Source organism: Candidatus Nucleicultrix amoebiphila FS5 (assembly GCF_002117145.1).
GTDB classification, from domain to species: domain Bacteria; phylum Pseudomonadota; class Alphaproteobacteria; order Caedimonadales; family Nucleicultricaceae; genus Nucleicultrix; species Nucleicultrix amoebiphila.
The window spans coordinates 630,206-647,772 of record NZ_CP008743.1 but is presented as its reverse complement, the minus strand read 5'-3'; the positions used below and the strand labels follow the sequence as shown (position 1 = coordinate 647,772).

Sequence of the window (17,567 nt, the reverse complement as noted above, 5' to 3'; positions counted from 1 at the left end):
TCCTATAGATAAGTTTCGTTTTTCATAGAACGTGCAAGCAGAGATTTTATTTCTGCTTCGATAGGCGCGTCTTCATAAATTATATTGTAAACAGCTGTACAAATAGGCATTTCGACCTTCAATTTTTCGCTAAGAAGTTTAATGGCTTTCGCTGTGTAAACCCCTTCTGTCAAGTGTGTGTTTTGAGGGGATTCGGAAGCGCGTTCATATTCACCAATCCTTATACCAAAGCTCATGTTGCGTGATTGAGTAGAGGTACAGCTAAGAATAAGGTCTCCTACGCCTGATAGCCCTAGAAAAGTTTCTGGATGAGCATTTTTAACTTTACCCAATCTTGTGATTTCAGCAAGTCCTCGTGTTATTAAGGTAGCACGTGTGCTTTCGCCAAAATTGCGAGATGTGGCTATGCCCGAAGCGATAGCAATAACATTTTTTAGCGCTCCAGACAGTGCAACGCCTGTTAAATCATCGGAAGGATACAGACGAAAATTCTGACTATGAAGGCTCATAGCTAACCATCGACTAGTGGTTATTTCAGATGCAGCAAGAGTTGCTGCAGTAGGACTGCCAGAAGCAACTTCTCTAGCAAAAGTTGGACCTGACAAAACGGCAATAGATCTTTTCGGTAAAAGGTCTTCAAGTAATTCATTCATCAATAAACCAGTTTCAATTTCAATTCCCTTAGAACAAAGAACGATGTAACTGCTTTGTGGAATGTTCTTTTTTACAGATGTTATAAGTTCTCTAATTTGCTGAGCTGGAGTGACAATGAGAATAATATCCGCTTCTATAGCGGTGTTAAGATCTGAAGTAAATTGAAGTCCAGGATCAAGTTTAAGACCAGGTAAATATTGGGTATTTTCCTGTAACGTCTGCATTTTCTCCATTATCTGAGAATTACGACCCCAGAGCAATGTCTTTCTCCCTGCCCTAAGAGCTGATAATGCCAAGGCCGTTCCCCAAGCTCCGTTTCCTAAAACGCTTACAGTTGTCATAATTGTTTTACCTCCGTCAACGGCCACCGTGGTCTCGCTTTTACATCCAAGGGATCTTTCAACCCTAATTTTAATTTTTCGATGCCCGCCCAAGCAATGACTGCTGCATTATCTGTACACAAGTTTAAAGGGGGCGCAATAAAGTCTATAGAAAATTCATGAGATAGAGATTCAAGATGAGATCTCAAGTGTTGATTAGCTGCAACTCCTCCTGCAACAACAACAGTTTTCAAAGTTGGATAACGCTCCTTACAAAACTCAAGTGCATGATGAGTTCGGTTAATGAGGATATCGGCTATGGCTTTTTGGAAGCATGCGGCTACATCTGAAATGAATTGTGGATTTATAGAGTGTTTTAAGACGATTTCACGCACAGCTGTTTTTAGACCAGAGAATGAAAAACTGCATTTAAGTGTGGGATCAGAGTTTTTCAAAAGGGGTCTTGGTAAAATATAAGATCGATCATTTCCATTTAGTGCAGCCGTTTCAATCGATGGGCCTCCAGGATAAGGTAAATTAAGCAATTTAGCTGTTTTGTCAAACGCTTCCCCAACCGCGTCATCCAGTGAAGAGCCTAAGAGTTCATAGTCAACGGGGCTTTTTGCTACCAATAGTTGAGTGTGTCCTCCTGAAACGAGCAGAAGGAGAAATGGAAAATCAACATTATTTGTAAGACGCACTGTAAGAGCATGCCCCATTAAATGATTGATACTTAAAAATGGCAGGTTATGAACAGCAGCAATGGTTTTTCCCATCATCATACCGACCATTACTCCTCCAATAAGTCCTGGGCCCGTGGTGGCAGCGATTGCATCAATATCATTGAGGGTGCACTTCGCATCTTTAAGGGCTTTGTCCAAAATAGAGTCTAAACTTTCAAGATGACGTCTTGCAGCGATTTCTGGCACAACGCCACCAAAGGGTTGATGAATACTCAGCTGTGACGAAACTATATTGCTTAAAATCTTTCGATCATCAGTGACAACGGCCACCGAGGTTTCATCACAGCTGGTTTCGATTCCTAAAACATTCATAATGACATTAGCTTTATAATATGTACTATGGAGACTATTAATAATGGCACTAATTTTGGATCGCAAGAATAATGCGTAAACGATTACGTCTTGGCAGCCGCGCAAGTATTTTAGCACAACGTCAAGCTGATTTAGTTAAAGATCTCTTGAACAGCCACGGACATCATCATTTTCAAGACTTTCTAGAGATTGAAATAGTTCTTTTCAAGACTTCGGGAGATCTCATCCAAAATGGTAATCTACAAGAATATGGTGGAAAAGGTCTTTTTACTAAAGAAATAGAAGAAGCTTTGTCACAAGGTGAGATCGATTTAGCTGTTCATTCCATGAAAGATGTGGCCTCAGTTGTGCCAGAGGGCCTAATTTTCCCGTGTTTTTTGCCTCGAGAAGATCCTCATGACGTATTTATTTCAAAAACAGGTGTGCGATTTGATGATTTACCCCAAGGAGCGATTTTAGGGACGTCTTCTTTGCGCCGTAAGCTCCAGGCCTTGCATAGAAGACCAGATTTAAATGTTGTATCCTTTCGAGGAAATGTGGATACACGTCTTCGTAAAGTCAGAGAAGGCTTAGTGGATGGTACATTCTTGGCTCTTGCGGGTCTTCGACGTTTGGGTTTGCAAGAGACTATTGTGGAAACTTTGTCTCCCAAAATCATGCTTCCCGCTATGACCCAAGGGGTTATAGGCATTCAATGCCAAGAAAATAATATTGAATTATATAATTTCTTACGAGGATTAACCCATCACCCTACGGAAATATGTGTGAGAGCTGAGAGAGCGTTTGCAAAGACTGTTTCTGGCACTTGTAATACTCCTATTGCGGGTTTTGCCGAGATTAAGGGGGAAAAACTAATATTAGAAGCGTTAATTATCAGTCTTGATGGTCAAAAGATTGAACGTCGTATCTTAGAAGGTTCCTTTGAAGATGCTGAAAAAATGGGAATTGAGATTGGAGAACAACTTAAACCGATTTTGGAAGGTTGGATGACTTGCGTCTCCTCATAACGCGCCCACTTGAACAAACGGAATTTTTGTCTAAAATGTTAGAAAATCAAGGTTTTGAGGTTGTGCCAGAGCCTTTACTGAAGATTGAGCATAAATCTATTCCTCTAAAGATCTTTGATAACGTTCAAGGTATTATTGTTACGAGCGCTCGAGCTTTAGAAAATCCTTCTCTAGACTTAGTACCTAAGAATCTTCCACTTTTTGTTGTGGGAGAAATAACCGCTAAAAACGCTAAAGACAAAGGATTTTCAACTATTTTTGTAGGTCAAAATTCTGCAGCTTCTTTAGCTAATATTATTATTGATTATTTTATCAATCAAAGCGCTCGATTAGTATATCTGTCGAGTAATGAAATTAGGTATGACTTTGTTAACCATTTAAAACCTTATTCAATACAGGTCGAACGCATTATTGCATATTTAGCGAAGACAAGTGATCAGTTGAGCGATTCAGTGGTAAAAGCTCTTGAAAATAAAGAATTAGGAGGAGTTGTTTTTTTCTCTCCCCGTACTGCTGAAATTTTTGTTAAACTAACAAAAGCTAATGAAAAAAGTTTAAAAAATTTAGTTGCTTGGTGTGCGAGTCAGTCTATAGCTGATGTTCTTGAGAGAAATTCTTGGCAAAGTATTGTGGTTGCGGAAAGCCCTGCTCAAGAAAGTATGATAAGCGCACTCAAAAACTATAAAAACCTTCTGAGGGGCTAGATTATGGGCGAGAAAGTTAGCGATTCCAATCCTGAGAAATTAACAGAGAAAAATAAATCATCTCCCAGATCAAAAGGTCTATGGCTTTTTATAGGATTTCTTATTTTGATAGGGGGCTTTGGATATCTAGGGTATACAAATTATCTTTATGAAAAAGAGCTAAGGTTGACTATAAATAATTTCGATCAAAAGATTAGAAATGCTGATAGTGCTCTTGAAGTTCTTTCAGAGCAAGTAAAAAGTCTCAATGAAAAAACAACTCAGATTAGCACTGCTACAAGTGCTGAGATTATTTCACATCTTGAAAATAAGATAGCTTCGCTTGAAGCTTGGCAGACTTTTTTTATTGAGAGTCGCAAGAATGAAGATGCATATCAAAATTCTTTGAAGATGCTTAAGAAAGCAGTAAATTCAGGTAAGCCGTATGTTCAAGAGCTGAAGATCATGAATGGATTGAAACTAACCTTAGACGGGCAGCGTTCCGTAGAAGAGTTAAAAGAGTTTGAATCCTTTGGCATACCTTCATTAAAATTCCTTCAAGAAAGCCTGCCTGAGGCTCTGAATGAAATGCACAGGAGAGGTCAAGTGTCTTCAGTGCAAGGATATATGCACAAGCTTTGGCAGCGTTTAAAGTCCTTGATTACCGTTAGAAAAGTGACAGATTTTAATGAGTCAGATACAAGCTTAGAAGCACAATTAGCGAAAATAGAAAAGAGCGTTATCGAAGATAAGGACGTTAAAATTGCTCTTATGATGCTTAGTCAATTAAAGGATTTTATAACTCCTAAAATGCAAGCATGGATAACCCATGCTGAAGGCTATCAACGCGTAGATGAAGCTCTTCAAGTTCTTGCAAACCAATGGAAAATTGAGTCAGTATCTGAAATCGCAACAAATTCAAATCAGGGAAAATAAGCATGATTAAAAGACTTTTATTCCTAATCATTACAGTCATCATTGTGACTTTATTGGTGTTTTGGTTTCAAGATCATCCTGGGTTTTTGGTTATCAGGTGGTTGGGTTATGAGGTTGAAGCACAAGTTTCAGTGGCTTTGTTGATATTGTCTCTTGGATTCTTTTGTGTATGGGGTGTCTTGGGGCTTCTAAAAAAAATCCTTCATTTTCCTCAGTTTTTGAAAGGCCGGTATGGCGCACATCATCAGCGTAGAGGTTTACAATCATTGTATAATGCTTTGTCATCTTTGGAAGCAGAAGATGTAAAAAAGTTATTGATAGAGGGAGAGGGCATTAGCAGTCATTGGTCTGAGAAGCCTTTGGAAACATTTTTTAAAGCTAACGCTGCCTATTATTCTAATGATTTTAAAGGTGCGACAGAAGCCTTTAATCAACTACGTCTTTATAAAGAGACTGAATTTTTAGGGTTTAAAGGACTGATCAAGTTAGCGTTAAAACAGGATCAAGAAGAGAAAGCCTTGGAATTGGCCATTGAGGCAGATAAAATTTACCCTCAATCGCCTTATATTGCCAAATTTATCTACCAACATTCACTTATGCGAGAAAAATTTGATCAGGCTTTGATGATGATGCCGACGCTTTTACGTTTAAAAATTATTTCAGAAGATGAAGCAGAGTCACAAAGAGCTTTTATTTATGTAAGTGAAGCTAACAAATTTAAAGAGGAGGGTAAGTCAGATGAAGCTGATAATCTCTATGAAAAGGCTTTACAGTTACGACCCGATCTTCTGCCCGTAGCTTTGGCCAATGCATCGCGTCTTATTGAGGCAGGCAAAGCTCGAAAAGTACGAAATTTAATTGAAAAAATATGGCCTCAGACGCCTCATCCAGATCTAGTGCCATACTATTTGAGAACGTTTAATGATGGGCATCCTATGGAGCAATTCAAGCAAGTGCAACGTTTAGTAAGTTTTGCTCCTGATTATCCTCAAAGCTTTCTAGAAAGTGGGCGCTATGCTTTAAATGCCAAGGTATGGGGAAGAGCACGTTCTTTCCTCATGGAACTTGTAGAGCGAGAGAACGCAACAGCTGAAGTATATAAGCTATTGGCAACTTTAGAGCTAGAAGAACATCATGACAAAAATCGTTCTGAGCAATGGTTGCAAAAAGCAACAATGGCACCACAAACGTCCATGTGGCGTTGTGAATCTTGTTTGAAACCTCAAGATGCTTGGCTGGGGTCCTGCCCAGACTGTTGGGCCTGGGGGCGTATCAATTGGATAGGAGTGTCTAATTGAGAAAACTAGCTCTGATTGGGGCAGCATTAGGATGGGGAGCTAAGAAATTTGAAACTGAGCAGGGACCTCAGCATTTAAAAGAATCTAAGCTTTTAGAGCATTTACAACAAGAGGGCTTTATTGCCTGTTGGTGGGACCATGTTACCCCTCTTGTTAAAGGTAGTGATTTTCAAGCTAGCCCAACCATAGAGCAACGTTGGCAGTGGGTTGTGGATTTTAATCATCGTTTGGCTAACACAGTGGAAAAAGCTTTAAGAGCTGGATATTTTCCAGTTGTTTTAGGGGGAGATCATTCAATTGCTGTTGGAACTTGGAGTGGCGTGACTCGATACTATCAAATTACAGAAAAATTTGGATTGCTATGGTTAGATGCACATATGGATGCCCACACTATAGAAACAACTCCCTCACAGAATATGCATGGTATGCCTGTGGCTGCTCTTTTAGGATATGGGCGTTCAGACTACGTCGAGAGCGGTGGTTTTAAAAAGATAATACGGTCAGAGAATCTCATACATTTAGGAGTACGAAGCTACGAACCAGAAGAAGCTGAGTTTTTAAGACGAGAAAATACTTTAATTTTTAAAACTGATGACGTGAATGTTTTGGGTCTGCCACAAGTTGTAAAAAAAATTTTTGAGAGAATAACGTTAGGTACACAAGGATTTGGTATTAGTATCGATCTTGATGGTTTCGATCCTCAATATGCACCAGGAGTTTGTTGTCGTGAACCAGGGGGATTACATCCTACTGAAGTTTTAAAAGAGCTGAAAGTTTTGACACATCATCCTCTATGTTATGGCCTTGAGATTGCTGAATACAATCCAAGTCTTGATCAGAACAATAAAACTCGTAATTTAATAGAACAAATAATAATTTCACTTTTAAGAGATTGACAAAGAGGAGGAGATAAGGATGACTCTCACTGAGAAGCTCATTGATAAAGAAAAACAAGTTTCGGCTCATAACTATTCTCCTCTGCCTGTAGTGATGAGTCGTGCTAATGGTGTCTGGATGTATGACGTTGAAGGAAAAAAGTATCTGGATATGTTGTCGGCATATTCTGCTGTGAGTCATGGTCATTGTCATCCACGTATGGTGAAAGTGTTGCATGAGCAAAGTCAAAAACTTTGTTTATCCTCTCGAGCTTTTTATACGGAAGTCTTGGGACCATTTTTAGAAAAACTTTGCTCTGTTAGTAAAATGGATCAAGCTTTACCAATGAATTCTGGTGCAGAGGCTGTGGAAACGGCTATTAAAGGTGCTCGTCGTTGGGGATATCAAATAAAGAGAATTCCTGAAAACTTAGCAGAAATTATTGTGTGTGAACGAAATTTCCATGGACGTACTTCTGGGATTATTAGCTTTTCTTCCGAACCTAGTTATAAAAAAGGATTTGGTCCTTTTATGCCAGGGTTCAAAACCATTCCTTATAGTGATGCAAAAGCCTTAAAAGAGGCGATCACACCAAACACGTGTGCTTTTCTTGTTGAACCGGTGCAAGGAGAAGGTGGCTTATATGTGCCATCCCTGGGATGGCTCAAAGAAGTAGAAAAAATTTGCCGTGAAAATCGCGTGTTATTGATTGTTGATGAAATCCAAAGCGGGTTAGGGCGCACTGGAAAGTGGTTTGCTTCAAATTATGAGGATATTCAACCTGATGGTATGACTATTGGAAAAGCTTTGGGAGGCGGTGTATTTCCTATTTCTGCTTTAGTAGGAAAAAAAGAACTCATGGATGTCTTCACTCCAGGAAGTCATGGTTCCACTTGGGGTGGTAATGCTCTTGCCGCTGCTGTTGGTTTAGAAGCTCTGACAATTTTAGAAGAAGAGCATTTAATAGAGCGGAGCGCTAAGTTAGGGATTCATTTATTAAACCGCTTAAAAGGCTTAAAAAGTCCATTAATTAAAGAAGTTAGGGGGATTGGACTTTGGGCTGGGGTTGAAATTGATCCGCAAAAAGCCCGTGCGCGTACTATTTGTGAAATGTTAGTGAAACGTGGAGTTCTTTCAAAAGAAACCCATGAGACAGTGATTCGTTTTGCACCTCCTTTAGTCATAGAGCAAAGTGAGATCGAGTGGGGCATTGAACAATTGGTTTGGGTTTTGGAAAATTATAAGCCTGAAAATTCTTAATAACATTTTTAAGGGTGTGTTTTATTTAAATTTACACAGGATAAAAATCTTTAGGGTCAAAAGCTGGATAGTTGATGCACAGGACACGTACAGGTGAAGAATGAGTTGATTGAAGATGGTGCACAACATTAGCTCCAAGATGAATAGATTGACCAGCTTGAAGAAGATATAGAACCCCATCAGATTCAATGCTTAACTCTCCATTTAAAACTAGAAAGTACTCTGTTCCTGTTTTATGAAAATGCTTTGGCGCATCAACAATATCAAGAATAGCGATGCTCCATTTGCAATCCATGCTGGGATCGGATGCTAAAGTAAAAACAGTATAACCAGATTCGTCTATGCGAAAGATGTAATATTCTTGAGGAATTTCTGGAAGAGTTTTGAGCGTTTCTATCAGTTGGGGAGCAATTTGTGTTTGCTGATCAACGATTGTCTTCTTATCCCAATCAGCTACAACAAAAGCTGCTGACTCAGCCTTAGTATAAGAGTAATACTCATGGAAAACATCATCTGGATGATTGAATCCAGGAATATTGATCACAAGAAATCGTACATGTTCTTGAGGATGAATAGCATGCACTTTTTGAGGCGGAATGCTGATAAATTGTCCAGGGCCTAGAATCACTGCCATATTCTCCCCGAAAAATTTTACACGACCTTCAAGTACTATAATGATTTGAGTCTGCAGTTTATGATAATGAGAGGAGACGTTTTCACAAATATCGAATAACTCAATTTTCCAATGTTGCTGAGCTTCAGGAGAGATGAGCTCATAAATCGTTAAGTTGGTATTAATCGTTTCAATGTTGCAAGCTTGAGAAAGATGTCTTGCATCAAAATAGGCTGCTTTTCGATTATTCATAAGAATCTCATTTATTCAATAATGTGTATATCATAGGAAGGTCAAATTAAAAAATCTATAAGGATTTATAAGGTCTTTATGTTTAAAACAACTGATCAAAGCGTTTTCTGAAATTCGACCCTTTGACAAGTTAAATTTTATCCCTATGATGAAATTGCATTCACAACTGAGGAGACTATGCGATGACAAAACTTTTTATGATTATAGGGTGTTTTCTATTGAGTCATGGTGTTTTGTTTGCAAGTGTCGCTAATGATTTAATGCTTTATGAGATAGAGGATTCTGCAGGTAATAGAGGAACGCTATTTGGAACGACTTTTGATTTAAAATTGACCGATCTTCCTGGCAGTTCAGTTGTTATTAGTAAATTGAAAACTTCAGCCTCTTTCATTCCAGAAACACAGCTTCATGTTATTCCTCAAGGAAAATACGTTGATAAGCGCCCTCAGAAAGAGGGATTCCTAAAATTGAGAGCAGAATATGAGCAAGCTCAGTTAACTCAGGATGAGACAGCAATGAAGAGATTTATGCAAACTATTCGATGGTTGAGAGCAGAAGAAAAGTGGTGGGATAAAATTGATCAAGAGAAGTTTGGAGAACTTTGTCAGTATTGTACTGAAATTCAGGATCCAAGTTACGGGACAACGACACGACCTTGGGTAACGATACTTAAATATTTTATGTATAGAAATTTTGCTCAAGCAAAAATGGATCTTGAGCTTTTTAGGATTGCGGCCAACGAAATACCTAATATCCAAGCAGTTTATATGTCTAATCCTGATCAGACAGATATCTTACATCCTACTGTGCTTTTTAAATTTACAATCGATCCTGTTTTACTCACCAAGATTGATGAATTTGACTTTGAGGAGCTAAAGAAGCTCTTAGGAAGTAATCCCTTTCATAGATTGGAATATTTTAACCAAAATTATATGAAGGGTGATGCTCATGGTCTTTGTCAAGGCTTAGACTCTGAAAGTTTTCCAATGTGTAATCCGTTGTTTGGGGGTGAAGCCGTAAAAACTAAAGCGACGTATTTTACTAAAAATATCCTAAGCATCTTAGAGAATAAGGTTGCACCATGCTTTTTTTCAGTACACTCTGTACTTTTAGGAGGTGAGGCAGGTATTCTTAGGCTGTTGCAATCCCAGGGTGTGAAAATTCGTCAATACAGAACTGACGGGAGTTTAGTAGGTTAAATACAGCATTTCCTGCTAAATGATTGATATTTTCAATAAGTTCCCTATATGTTAGGGATAGTATTATCTCAAAATGGGGAAAAACAGTTGGTCTTAAGAAAAAATCTTAAAGGCATTCTATGGATTTTGATGTGGGCATTGGTCTTTACGATCATTATGTCTTTAACTAAATTTTTAGAAACTAAAAATACTGTCATCACTGTTTTTACGCGCTTGATTTTTGGTTCGGTATTTTTGACTCCCTTTGTTCTCAGCCAAAAGTGGCAAGATATAAAGACGAGACGCTTACCACTTCATGCTTTAAGAGCATTCTTTGCATGTAGTGCCATGCTTTGTACTTATTACGCGTATCAGAATCTCCCTTTAGCTTTTGCTACATCTATTGGTTTTACTGCGCCTTTGATTACAACGGTTTTGGCTATTATTGTTTTGAAAGAAATAGTGACATGGGATCAATGGCTAATTTTGATCTTAGGATATCTGGGGGTGCTTGTAATTGTTCATCCTAGTAACTTTCCCTTTGAAATAGGTGTGGTTGTCGCTATTTTCGCCAATATATTTGCAAGTAGCGCTATCATCACTGCTAAGCGTTTGACTGCGACAGAAAGCACAGTTCAAATCATGTTCTACTTAAACATCTTAAGTCTTACATTTATTAGCTTAGTAGCTCTCTTTTTCTGGACGACGCCTTCTCTTCAAGATGTGATGTTATTAATGGGGCTAGGAGCATTGGCAACCCTTTCCCATTTTTGCAGTTTGCAAGCTCTCAAAAATAGTACACCTTCAGTGTTGGCGCCATTTGAATATTCTCGTTTTGTTTTTGCGATTCCAATCGGTATTCTTTTTCTTGATGAGTGGCCTTCTTTGCAGACAATTATAGGTAGCTTGATTATTGTAGTATGCAATTTGGTTCTCACCATAAAGCAAACCCGTCTGAAAGAGCGTCAGACGGGCCAAGAAAATGCAAAAAACTTAAAGCAAGTAGCTTAAAAATTTTACATAAAATCAGATTCTATATTGGCGCTTGTCTTTTTACCAATTGCATCGAAATTATCTTCGAGCCATTTCTTTCCACAACGTCGACCTGCTTTGTAGAGGTATTCTAAAAAGTCTGGGTCTGCACAAAAGCCACTAGCGCGATCAATACCACCAAAGAAGGCATCATCACGAATCATATGAATATGAAGTCTTTTTAAAGCCCCAGGTTTTACAAGACCATCATCAATTAACTTAGTCACGAATGATATGGCCCGCATTTCGCGCGTTAAACATGAATTCTGGGTTATTTCCCCTAAACGATTATTGATAGCATGTACAGTAGTAGGTACCATCGGATCATGGACACGACGAATTTGGATAATCACAATGTCTGTAGATTCGCAATTATAAATTAAAGGATACACTGCAGGATTGGCGATGAATCCCCCATCCCAATAAAATTCACCGTTTATTTCAATGGCTTTAAAGAGAGTAGGGACACAAGCCGATGCAAGAACAGCATCTTTTGTTAGCTCTTTACCTGTAAAAACTTTGACTTTGCCTGTAGCTACATGAGTAGCACAAAGGAAGAGTTTGACATCTTTTGAACCTTGCAAGACTTTAAAGTCAAACAACTTGGAAACTACTGGATCCAATGGGTGACCGCCATGGGGGTTTAGTTGATAAGGAGATAATGCTCCTGAAACAAATTGCATCATCTTAAACATAGGTGTGCCGCTGATATCATAATTTTGAACCAGCTTATCCATAGGATTGGGTTTAAGAGGGCTTTTGCGCCCTTGCTCTCCGATTTCTCCCCATAGAGCTTTTAGAGATTGTCGTGCGCCGTTTGGACCATCTTTTATAAAACCGTAGGCTGTTGCTGTCGCATTCATGCCACCAGCGCTGGTGCCGACAACTCCTTCAACGTCGATGCGCCCATCTTCAAAGATTGCATCAAGCACACCCCAAGTGAAAGCACCGTGAGATCCACCACCTTGAAGCGCGAAAGATACTTTTTTTCGTTCTGAATTTTTAGGGGTTGCCATTATTTTTCTCCATCAATTTAAGCCTATAATCAGTTTAAAGTGATTTTGATTGATAATTTATTAAAATGTCATAAAATTACTCACTGGAAAAAATAGTTATCTTAATTGTATAATATTTTTCTAATTTTATTGATATTAACCACCCGTATGGAGTCTTTTAATGAACAAGGTATTGGCTTTCTTATTATCATTTTCGTTTGCCTCATCGGCATATTCTATGGGAATTGATATTCAATTCGATGAGGATGCTATATCTAAAATAAGAGGACATCAATTTAGTGCGATACTTGAAATGGAGAAAGTAGACAGAATTTCAGGAGTTGCTAGTGAAAGTCGGGTACAGAATATTTCAGAGAATTTTTTTGAACCTAAAAAGCTTCATGTTACCTTTGAGTCATTTTCAGAGCCGGTAGATTTTGCAACTCATTTTATTCGTTATCATGGAATTATGTCTATCGGTAAACAAGAGATCATATTGGAAGAGTTAGACTTTAATCACAATACTCCGTCGGCAACTATCGTAGTAAGTTATGGATCTATCATTAATGATTTTTTGGCTGGTTTTCAGAAATTTCCCCTTTGAATAAGCCAGTAAAAAAGAATCGTTTTAGAAAAAAGCGCAGTGTTTATAAATACCCCAATCAGCACTAAACTCCTGGTTAGGGTATGCCTTAGGGCAGTATTATTTTGCAAACTTTCTGTCTGATTTCTTTAACTTTTTAATCAACTCTTTAAGTTTATCTTCAAAGTCGTCAAATCGAATAGGTTTTGTGATAAAAACTGCCGCACCATATTGACTAGCGAGAGAAATATTCTCCATATCGCTATAAGCGGAGACGATCATAGTTTGAATATGGGGATGTTTTGCATGAAGAATCCTTAAAAGCTCAAAACCATTCATTTGAGGCATATTGAGATCACTTGCAACGATATCAATATCTTGCTGCTTTGCTACAACTTTAAGTGCATGCTCTCCATCTCTTGCAAAGTAAAAACGGTATTGACCAGCAGCGATTTCATTACGAAAGCGTTGTTGAATAAGGACATCTAGATCCGGTTCATCATCGACAATCAGAATTTTTACCATACTTCACGAAAAATTTTTTATTAAATTTAAAAAAGATGCTACCATAATTCAATCTAAAGGGCACCCCCTTCATTATAAAGAAAGGGGGAAACACTATATAGGGAGAAATAAAACCCATGGAAGTGCGCTTTTGGGGAGTAAGAGGGTCTACCCCCGTTTCAGGACACAAGTACCAAAACGTTGGCGGACATTCAAGTTGTGTAAGCATTCATTGTGATAACGAAATCATTATTTTGGATGCGGGAACAGGTCTTTATGACCTTGGGGGATGGATGATCGAGAATGCTATCCATGAAGCTAGCCTATGCTTTTCCCACTATCATTTAGATCATATCACAGGCTTTCCCTTTTTTGCTCCAGCATATAACAAAAATTTTACCCTCTATATCTATGGAGGAAAAATGGAAGGGATGAGCACAATTAAGAATGTTCTTGAGGGAGATATTTTTAAAAAACCTTTATTTCCCGTGCCGTTTTCTGTGATGCAGGCCAAAATGATATTTAATCATCTCAAACATCAAGAGAGAATCCAAATATCAAAAACTTTAGAATTCACTTGTGGTGATCTTAATCACCCGGGTGGAGCTCTTGGTTATAGAATTAAAGCGCATGATAAAGTTGTCTGTTACATCGCTGATACAGAGCATTACGATGTTGGTCTAGACAATAATGTTCTAGATCTTATTAAAGATGCAGATTTGGTTATTTATGATGCAACTTTTACTCAAGAAGAATACCCTCTTAAACGTGGATGGGGGCATTCAACGCCAGAACAAGGAATAAAAGTATGTCAACGAGCAGGAGCTAAAAAGCTTGCATTGTATCATCACGATCCATCTCATGATGATGATTTTCTTATGGATCTTGAGAAAAAAGTTCAAAATATTTGGCCTTTTGTTTTTATTGCAAAGCAAGGAATGCATCTAGAGATTTAGAATATGCATCAGTAATCATTTCAAAGGAATGCTTTCATGGAGATTTTTGAAAAGCTCAAAGCACGTTTTTTGAAAATGATGGTGCCCGAAAATTCCCAAACTCAGCCAGGTGAAATACAATCATTAGCCTCTCAAATTCTTGTACATCTTTGTGATGGCAATGCGCAGCATTGCCTAACAGCCTTACATTCACGTTTTGAGGGGCTTAGTGCAGAGGAAGTAGAGTTTCGTTTAGAGCAATATGGGCTTAATGAAATCGCACAAGATAAAATACCTTCTTGGTATTTTCAGTTATTTAAATCTTTTATCACGCCATTCAATGGAATACTCATTTTTTTGGGGACGATTTCACTCATTACGGATATTATTTTTGCCTCTGTTGAAAACCGCTCCTGGCGCACTATTATCATGATTTCAATTATGATTGCGCTTAGTACATTGTTACGATTTTGGCAGGAGTATAAGTCTATTGTAGCTGCAGAAAAACTAAAAGCTATGGTAAAAACAACTGCAACAGTTGTTCGAAAAGACTTTTCAGAGCCTAAAGAAGTTTCTACTTCTCACCTTGTGCCAGGTGACATCATTAAGTTATCTGCAGGCGATATGATTCCAGCTGATGTACGGTTATTGATTTCTAAAGATCTTTTCGTGAATCAGGCTGTCTTAACAGGCGAATCATTGCCAGTTGAAAAGCATAGCCAATTGAAGCATCACTTGCATAAAGATTCTTTGAATCCATTTGAACTCAGTTCTATCTGCTTAATGGGAACGGATGTTGTGAGTGGAACAGCTACTGCTGTTATTGTGAATACAGGAAATCATACTTATTTTGGATCTTTAGCTAAAAAAATCGTTAATCAACGCCCTCTCACAAGCTTTGACATAGGTATAAACAAAGTGAGTTGGATCATTATTCGATTGATACTAGTGATGGTTCCAATTGTTTTTTTATTGAATGGTATCACAAAAGAAGAATGGCTAAATTCGCTTTTGTTCGCGGTCTCTGTAGCAGTTGGGTTAACTCCTGAAATGTTACCAATGATAGTAACTGCAAATTTAGCTAAGGGTGCAGTTGCAATGTCTCGAAGAAAGACAATTGTAAAAAGCTTAAATTCCATACAAAATTTTGGCGCTATGAATATTCTTTGTACAGATAAAACAGGGACATTGACACAAAACAAGATTGTGGTTGTGTGGCATCTAGATGTTTATGGGCATAAGCATGATCAAAGCGTTCTAAAATATGCATATTTAAATAGTCACTATCAAACTGGTCTTAAAAATTTGCTCGATCTTGCAATTATTGATTATATTAAAGAGCATAAGCACGAAGACTTGAAAAATGTTTACGAACGTATTGACGAAATTCCTTTTGATTTTTCTCGAAGACGCATGTCCATTGTTTTGAAAGAGAATGAAACAACGCACCTTCTAATTTGTAAGGGAGCAGTTGAAGAAGTAATGGCACTTTGCACTCATTTTGAAGAACAGGGCGTCGCAAAATTATTGAGCGATGATGTGCGTAAAAAAGCCAAGCACATGGTTGAAGAGTTAGCTACCGATGGTCTTAGAGTTTTAGCCGTAGCCTATAAATCAATGCCTGCTTCTGCGGAGTATCAATATACTTTTGAAGATGAAACTAAGATGACTCTAGCTGGGTATGTTGCGTTTCTTGATCCACCTAAAGCAACAGCAAAGGAAGCCATTATTGCACTTCAACATAAAGGAATTATCGTGAAGGTAATCACTGGCGATAATGAAATGGTAACGCAGAAAATATGCAAAGAAGTTGGATTAATGAATGGCCACAACATTGTATTAGGGAACAATATCGATACTATGACCGACACTGAGCTTGCAGACATAGCAGAAAACACAACAGTTTTTGCAAAAATTTCTCCTTTGCAGAAGTCTCGTATCATTCGTGCGCTTAAGATGAAAAACAATACGGTGGGCTATATTGGCGATGGAATTAATGATGCTGCAGCTTTAAGAGAAGCAGACGTAGGTATTTCAGTAGATACGGCTGTTGATATTGCAAAGGAATCAGCAGATATTATTTTACTTGATAAAAGCCTTATGGTTATTGATGATGGAGTTTTAGAAGGAAGGAAGACTTTTGGTAACATTATAAAATATATCAAAATGACGGCGAGTTCTAACTTCGGGAATGTCTTTAGTGTTCTTACGGCTAGTGCATTTCTTCCTTTTCTCCCTATGTTACCCATTCACTTACTGATCCAAAATTTACTCTATGATATTTCACAAACTGTTATTCCTTGGGATAATGTCGACAGAGAATATTTAAAGGTGCCACGCAAATGGGATGCGAGTGGGATAGCCCGATTTATGATGTTTATAGGGCCCATTAGTTCAATTTTTGATATTATAACTTTCATAGTTATGTGGAATGTATTTAAAGCTAATTCAGTGCTCCATCAGTCCTTGTTCCAATCAGGCTGGTTTATTGTAGGATTACTTACTCAAACTCTTATTGTGCATATGATAAGAACACCTAAAATCCCATTTATACAAAGTATGGCATCGACACCAGTAATTTTACTGACAATGATTATTATGATGATTGGAATATATATCCCCTATTCAATCTTAGGAGAGCACGTCAAATTTGTGCCATTACCCGCAGAATATTTTGTTTGGCTAGTAGGAATTCTGACCGCTTATTGTACTCTCACTCAGTTTGTTAAAGTATGGTATATTCGGCGTTTTCATGAGTGGCTTTAATTGATTCTCCATGCTTGCTGAGATCTTAATTCCCAGTTTTGCATGTATAGTTTTGTAATCTGTGGATCATTTATGAATAATACATTTTCAGCATTACGACTTTGTGCTGCCTTTGTCCAATTGAACGATCCTGTGATTACAAAACGTTGATCAATAATCATGACTTTATTATGAGCAATTCCTGGGACGTCGTCGAAAGAAACTTTTAAGCCAGATTTTTGAAGTTCAAAAAGCATAGAATGCATGTCTTTCAATTGACTTCTATCAAAGAGTAGAGCTACCGTTTTTCCTTGCTCTTTAGCTTCGATTAATGCACGAGCAATAGGTTTGGAAGTAAAAGAGTAAGCTTGAACGAAAATGGATGATTTAGCATTGTTTATTGCCTCAATAATAAGTTGAGTGCAATTTTCTTGAGGTGTGAAGCAGGCACTAATTTTGGCATTTGAATTAGAGGATTCCTGCCAATGTGGATGCAAAAATTCATGAGCAGTATAGCCTGAAACCATTCCCATAAGTAGGGCTGCTGCGATTGTTGTTTTAGAAATTGGTAAATGCGTGATTTTTTTATACATAAGATCTACAATAATCTACTTCATAATAAATCGCTTATAACTTTTTGA

Annotated in this window: 17 protein-coding genes; 11 read left to right on the top strand and 6 right to left on the bottom strand. The window is 37.9% G+C overall.

Annotation, left to right across the window (positions count from 1 at the left end; translation table 11 throughout):
• Positions 1–2 precede the first annotated feature (2 nt).
• Both GQ61_RS03115 and tsaD read right to left on the bottom strand, forming a co-directional pair.
• Positions 3–1,022 carry an NAD(P)H-dependent glycerol-3-phosphate dehydrogenase gene (locus tag GQ61_RS03115; protein ID WP_157111128.1) on the bottom strand — a complete coding sequence of 340 codons (1,020 nt, stop codon included), beginning with the start codon at positions 1,020–1,022 and terminating at the stop codon, positions 3–5.
• Positions 992–2,029, bottom strand: coding sequence for a tRNA (adenosine(37)-N6)-threonylcarbamoyltransferase complex transferase subunit TsaD (gene tsaD / locus GQ61_RS03110; RefSeq protein ID WP_085783907.1), 1,038 nt, complete (start codon positions 2,027–2,029; stop codon positions 992–994). Before tsaD ends, GQ61_RS03115 begins: the two co-directional genes overlap by 31 nt.
• A gap of 71 nt (positions 2,030–2,100) precedes the next feature.
• Between tsaD and hemC the strand changes: the two genes are divergently transcribed.
• Genes hemC through rocD form a run of 6 tightly spaced genes read left to right on the top strand, consistent with a single transcriptional unit; the run spans position 2,101 to position 8,089 of the window.
• The gene (gene hemC, locus GQ61_RS03105; RefSeq protein WP_085783906.1) at positions 2,101–3,036 is read left to right on the top strand and encodes a hydroxymethylbilane synthase; all 936 of its coding nucleotides are present in this window, start codon (positions 2,101–2,103) and stop codon (positions 3,034–3,036) included.
• Between the two features lie 35 nt (positions 3,037–3,071).
• The gene (locus GQ61_RS03100; protein ID WP_157111127.1) at positions 3,072–3,740 is read left to right on the top strand and encodes a uroporphyrinogen-III synthase; all 669 of its coding nucleotides are present in this window, start codon (positions 3,072–3,074) and stop codon (positions 3,738–3,740) included.
• 3 nt (positions 3,741–3,743) lie between these two features.
• On the top strand, positions 3,744–4,655 hold the full coding sequence (locus tag GQ61_RS03095) for a COG4223 family protein (protein ID WP_085783904.1): 912 nt from the start codon (positions 3,744–3,746) through the stop codon (positions 4,653–4,655).
• Between the two features lie 2 nt (positions 4,656–4,657).
• Positions 4,658–5,953 (top strand): heme biosynthesis HemY N-terminal domain-containing protein, encoded by a 1,296-nt coding sequence (locus tag GQ61_RS03090; RefSeq protein ID WP_085783903.1) that lies wholly within the window; start codon positions 4,658–4,660, stop codon positions 5,951–5,953.
• The gene (locus GQ61_RS03085; protein ID WP_085783901.1) at positions 5,950–6,849 is read left to right on the top strand and encodes an arginase; all 900 of its coding nucleotides are present in this window, start codon (positions 5,950–5,952) and stop codon (positions 6,847–6,849) included. Before GQ61_RS03090 ends, GQ61_RS03085 begins: the two co-directional genes overlap by 4 nt.
• A gap of 19 nt (positions 6,850–6,868) precedes the next feature.
• Positions 6,869–8,089: an ornithine--oxo-acid transaminase gene (gene rocD / locus GQ61_RS03080; RefSeq protein ID WP_085783900.1), complete on the top strand. Its 1,221-nt coding sequence runs from the start codon at positions 6,869–6,871 to the stop codon at positions 8,087–8,089.
• Between the two features lie 31 nt (positions 8,090–8,120).
• Here the strand turns inward: rocD and GQ61_RS03075 are convergent, their stop codons facing one another.
• Positions 8,121–8,954, bottom strand: a complete 834-nt coding sequence (locus tag GQ61_RS03075; protein ID WP_085783899.1) for a cupin domain-containing protein — start codon at positions 8,952–8,954, stop codon at positions 8,121–8,123.
• Positions 8,955–9,136: 182 nt separating this feature from the next.
• Between GQ61_RS03075 and GQ61_RS03070 the strand changes: the two genes are divergently transcribed.
• Positions 9,137–10,153 (top strand): hypothetical protein, encoded by a 1,017-nt coding sequence (locus GQ61_RS03070; protein ID WP_085783898.1) that lies wholly within the window; start codon positions 9,137–9,139, stop codon positions 10,151–10,153.
• Between the two features lie 87 nt (positions 10,154–10,240).
• Positions 10,241–11,143 carry a DMT family transporter gene (locus GQ61_RS03065; RefSeq protein WP_198157393.1) on the top strand — a complete coding sequence of 301 codons (903 nt, stop codon included), beginning with the start codon at positions 10,241–10,243 and terminating at the stop codon, positions 11,141–11,143.
• A 5-nt stretch (positions 11,144–11,148) separates the two neighbouring features.
• Here GQ61_RS03065 and GQ61_RS03060 read toward each other — a convergent pair whose 3' ends face one another.
• Complete coding sequence (locus GQ61_RS03060; protein WP_085783895.1) at positions 11,149–12,180, bottom strand: patatin-like phospholipase family protein; 1,032 nt, start codon at positions 12,178–12,180, stop codon at positions 11,149–11,151.
• A 160-nt stretch (positions 12,181–12,340) separates the two neighbouring features.
• Between GQ61_RS03060 and GQ61_RS03055 the strand changes: the two genes are divergently transcribed.
• Positions 12,341–12,763 (top strand): hypothetical protein, encoded by a 423-nt coding sequence (locus GQ61_RS03055; RefSeq protein WP_085783893.1) that lies wholly within the window; start codon positions 12,341–12,343, stop codon positions 12,761–12,763.
• A 99-nt stretch (positions 12,764–12,862) separates the two neighbouring features.
• Here the strand turns inward: GQ61_RS03055 and GQ61_RS03050 are convergent, their stop codons facing one another.
• The gene (locus GQ61_RS03050) at positions 12,863–13,267 is read right to left on the bottom strand and encodes a response regulator (protein WP_085783892.1); all 405 of its coding nucleotides are present in this window, start codon (positions 13,265–13,267) and stop codon (positions 12,863–12,865) included.
• Between the two features lie 116 nt (positions 13,268–13,383).
• Between GQ61_RS03050 and GQ61_RS03045 the strand changes: the two genes are divergently transcribed.
• Both GQ61_RS03045 and mgtA read left to right on the top strand, forming a co-directional pair.
• Positions 13,384–14,202 (top strand): MBL fold metallo-hydrolase, encoded by an 819-nt coding sequence (locus GQ61_RS03045; RefSeq protein WP_085783890.1) that lies wholly within the window; start codon positions 13,384–13,386, stop codon positions 14,200–14,202.
• Between the two features lie 78 nt (positions 14,203–14,280).
• The gene (mgtA, locus tag GQ61_RS03040) at positions 14,281–16,947 is read left to right on the top strand and encodes a magnesium-translocating P-type ATPase (protein WP_408606993.1); all 2,667 of its coding nucleotides are present in this window, start codon (positions 14,281–14,283) and stop codon (positions 16,945–16,947) included.
• Here the strand turns inward: mgtA and GQ61_RS03035 are convergent.
• The gene (locus GQ61_RS03035; RefSeq protein ID WP_085783887.1) at positions 16,944–17,519 is read right to left on the bottom strand and encodes a phospholipase D family nuclease; all 576 of its coding nucleotides are present in this window, start codon (positions 17,517–17,519) and stop codon (positions 16,944–16,946) included. The two genes, mgtA and GQ61_RS03035, sit on opposite strands and share 4 nt — an antisense overlap.
• Positions 17,520–17,567 lie beyond the last annotated feature (48 nt).

What these genes read in the sequence shown, in the direction of transcription:
- hemC (WP_085783906.1), top strand. Translation starts at nt 2,101, where the DNA reads ATGCGTAAACGATTACGTCTTGGCAGCCGCGCAAGTATTTTAGCACAA.
- mgtA (WP_408606993.1), top strand. Translation starts at nt 14,281, where the DNA reads ATGGTGCCCGAAAATTCCCAAACTCAGCCAGGTGAAATACAATCATTA.
- GQ61_RS03045 (WP_085783890.1), top strand. Translation starts at nt 13,384, where the DNA reads ATGGAAGTGCGCTTTTGGGGAGTAAGAGGGTCTACCCCCGTTTCAGGA.
- GQ61_RS03090 (WP_085783903.1), top strand. Translation starts at nt 4,658, where the DNA reads ATGATTAAAAGACTTTTATTCCTAATCATTACAGTCATCATTGTGACT.
- GQ61_RS03060 (WP_085783895.1), bottom strand. Translation starts at nt 12,180, where the DNA reads ATGGCAACCCCTAAAAATTCAGAACGAAAAAAAGTATCTTTCGCGCTT.
- rocD (WP_085783900.1), top strand. Translation starts at nt 6,869, where the DNA reads ATGACTCTCACTGAGAAGCTCATTGATAAAGAAAAACAAGTTTCGGCT.
- GQ61_RS03055 (WP_085783893.1), top strand. Translation starts at nt 12,341, where the DNA reads ATGAACAAGGTATTGGCTTTCTTATTATCATTTTCGTTTGCCTCATCG.
- GQ61_RS03070 (WP_085783898.1), top strand. Translation starts at nt 9,137, where the DNA reads ATGACAAAACTTTTTATGATTATAGGGTGTTTTCTATTGAGTCATGGT.
- GQ61_RS03075 (WP_085783899.1), bottom strand. Translation starts at nt 8,954, where the DNA reads ATGAATAATCGAAAAGCAGCCTATTTTGATGCAAGACATCTTTCTCAA.
- GQ61_RS03100 (WP_157111127.1), top strand. Translation starts at nt 3,072, where the DNA reads ATGTTAGAAAATCAAGGTTTTGAGGTTGTGCCAGAGCCTTTACTGAAG.
- GQ61_RS03050 (WP_085783892.1), bottom strand. Translation starts at nt 13,267, where the DNA reads ATGGTAAAAATTCTGATTGTCGATGATGAACCGGATCTAGATGTCCTT.
- tsaD (WP_085783907.1), bottom strand. Translation starts at nt 2,029, where the DNA reads ATGAATGTTTTAGGAATCGAAACCAGCTGTGATGAAACCTCGGTGGCC.
- GQ61_RS03095 (WP_085783904.1), top strand. Translation starts at nt 3,744, where the DNA reads ATGGGCGAGAAAGTTAGCGATTCCAATCCTGAGAAATTAACAGAGAAA.
- GQ61_RS03035 (WP_085783887.1), bottom strand. Translation starts at nt 17,519, where the DNA reads ATGTATAAAAAAATCACGCATTTACCAATTTCTAAAACAACAATCGCA.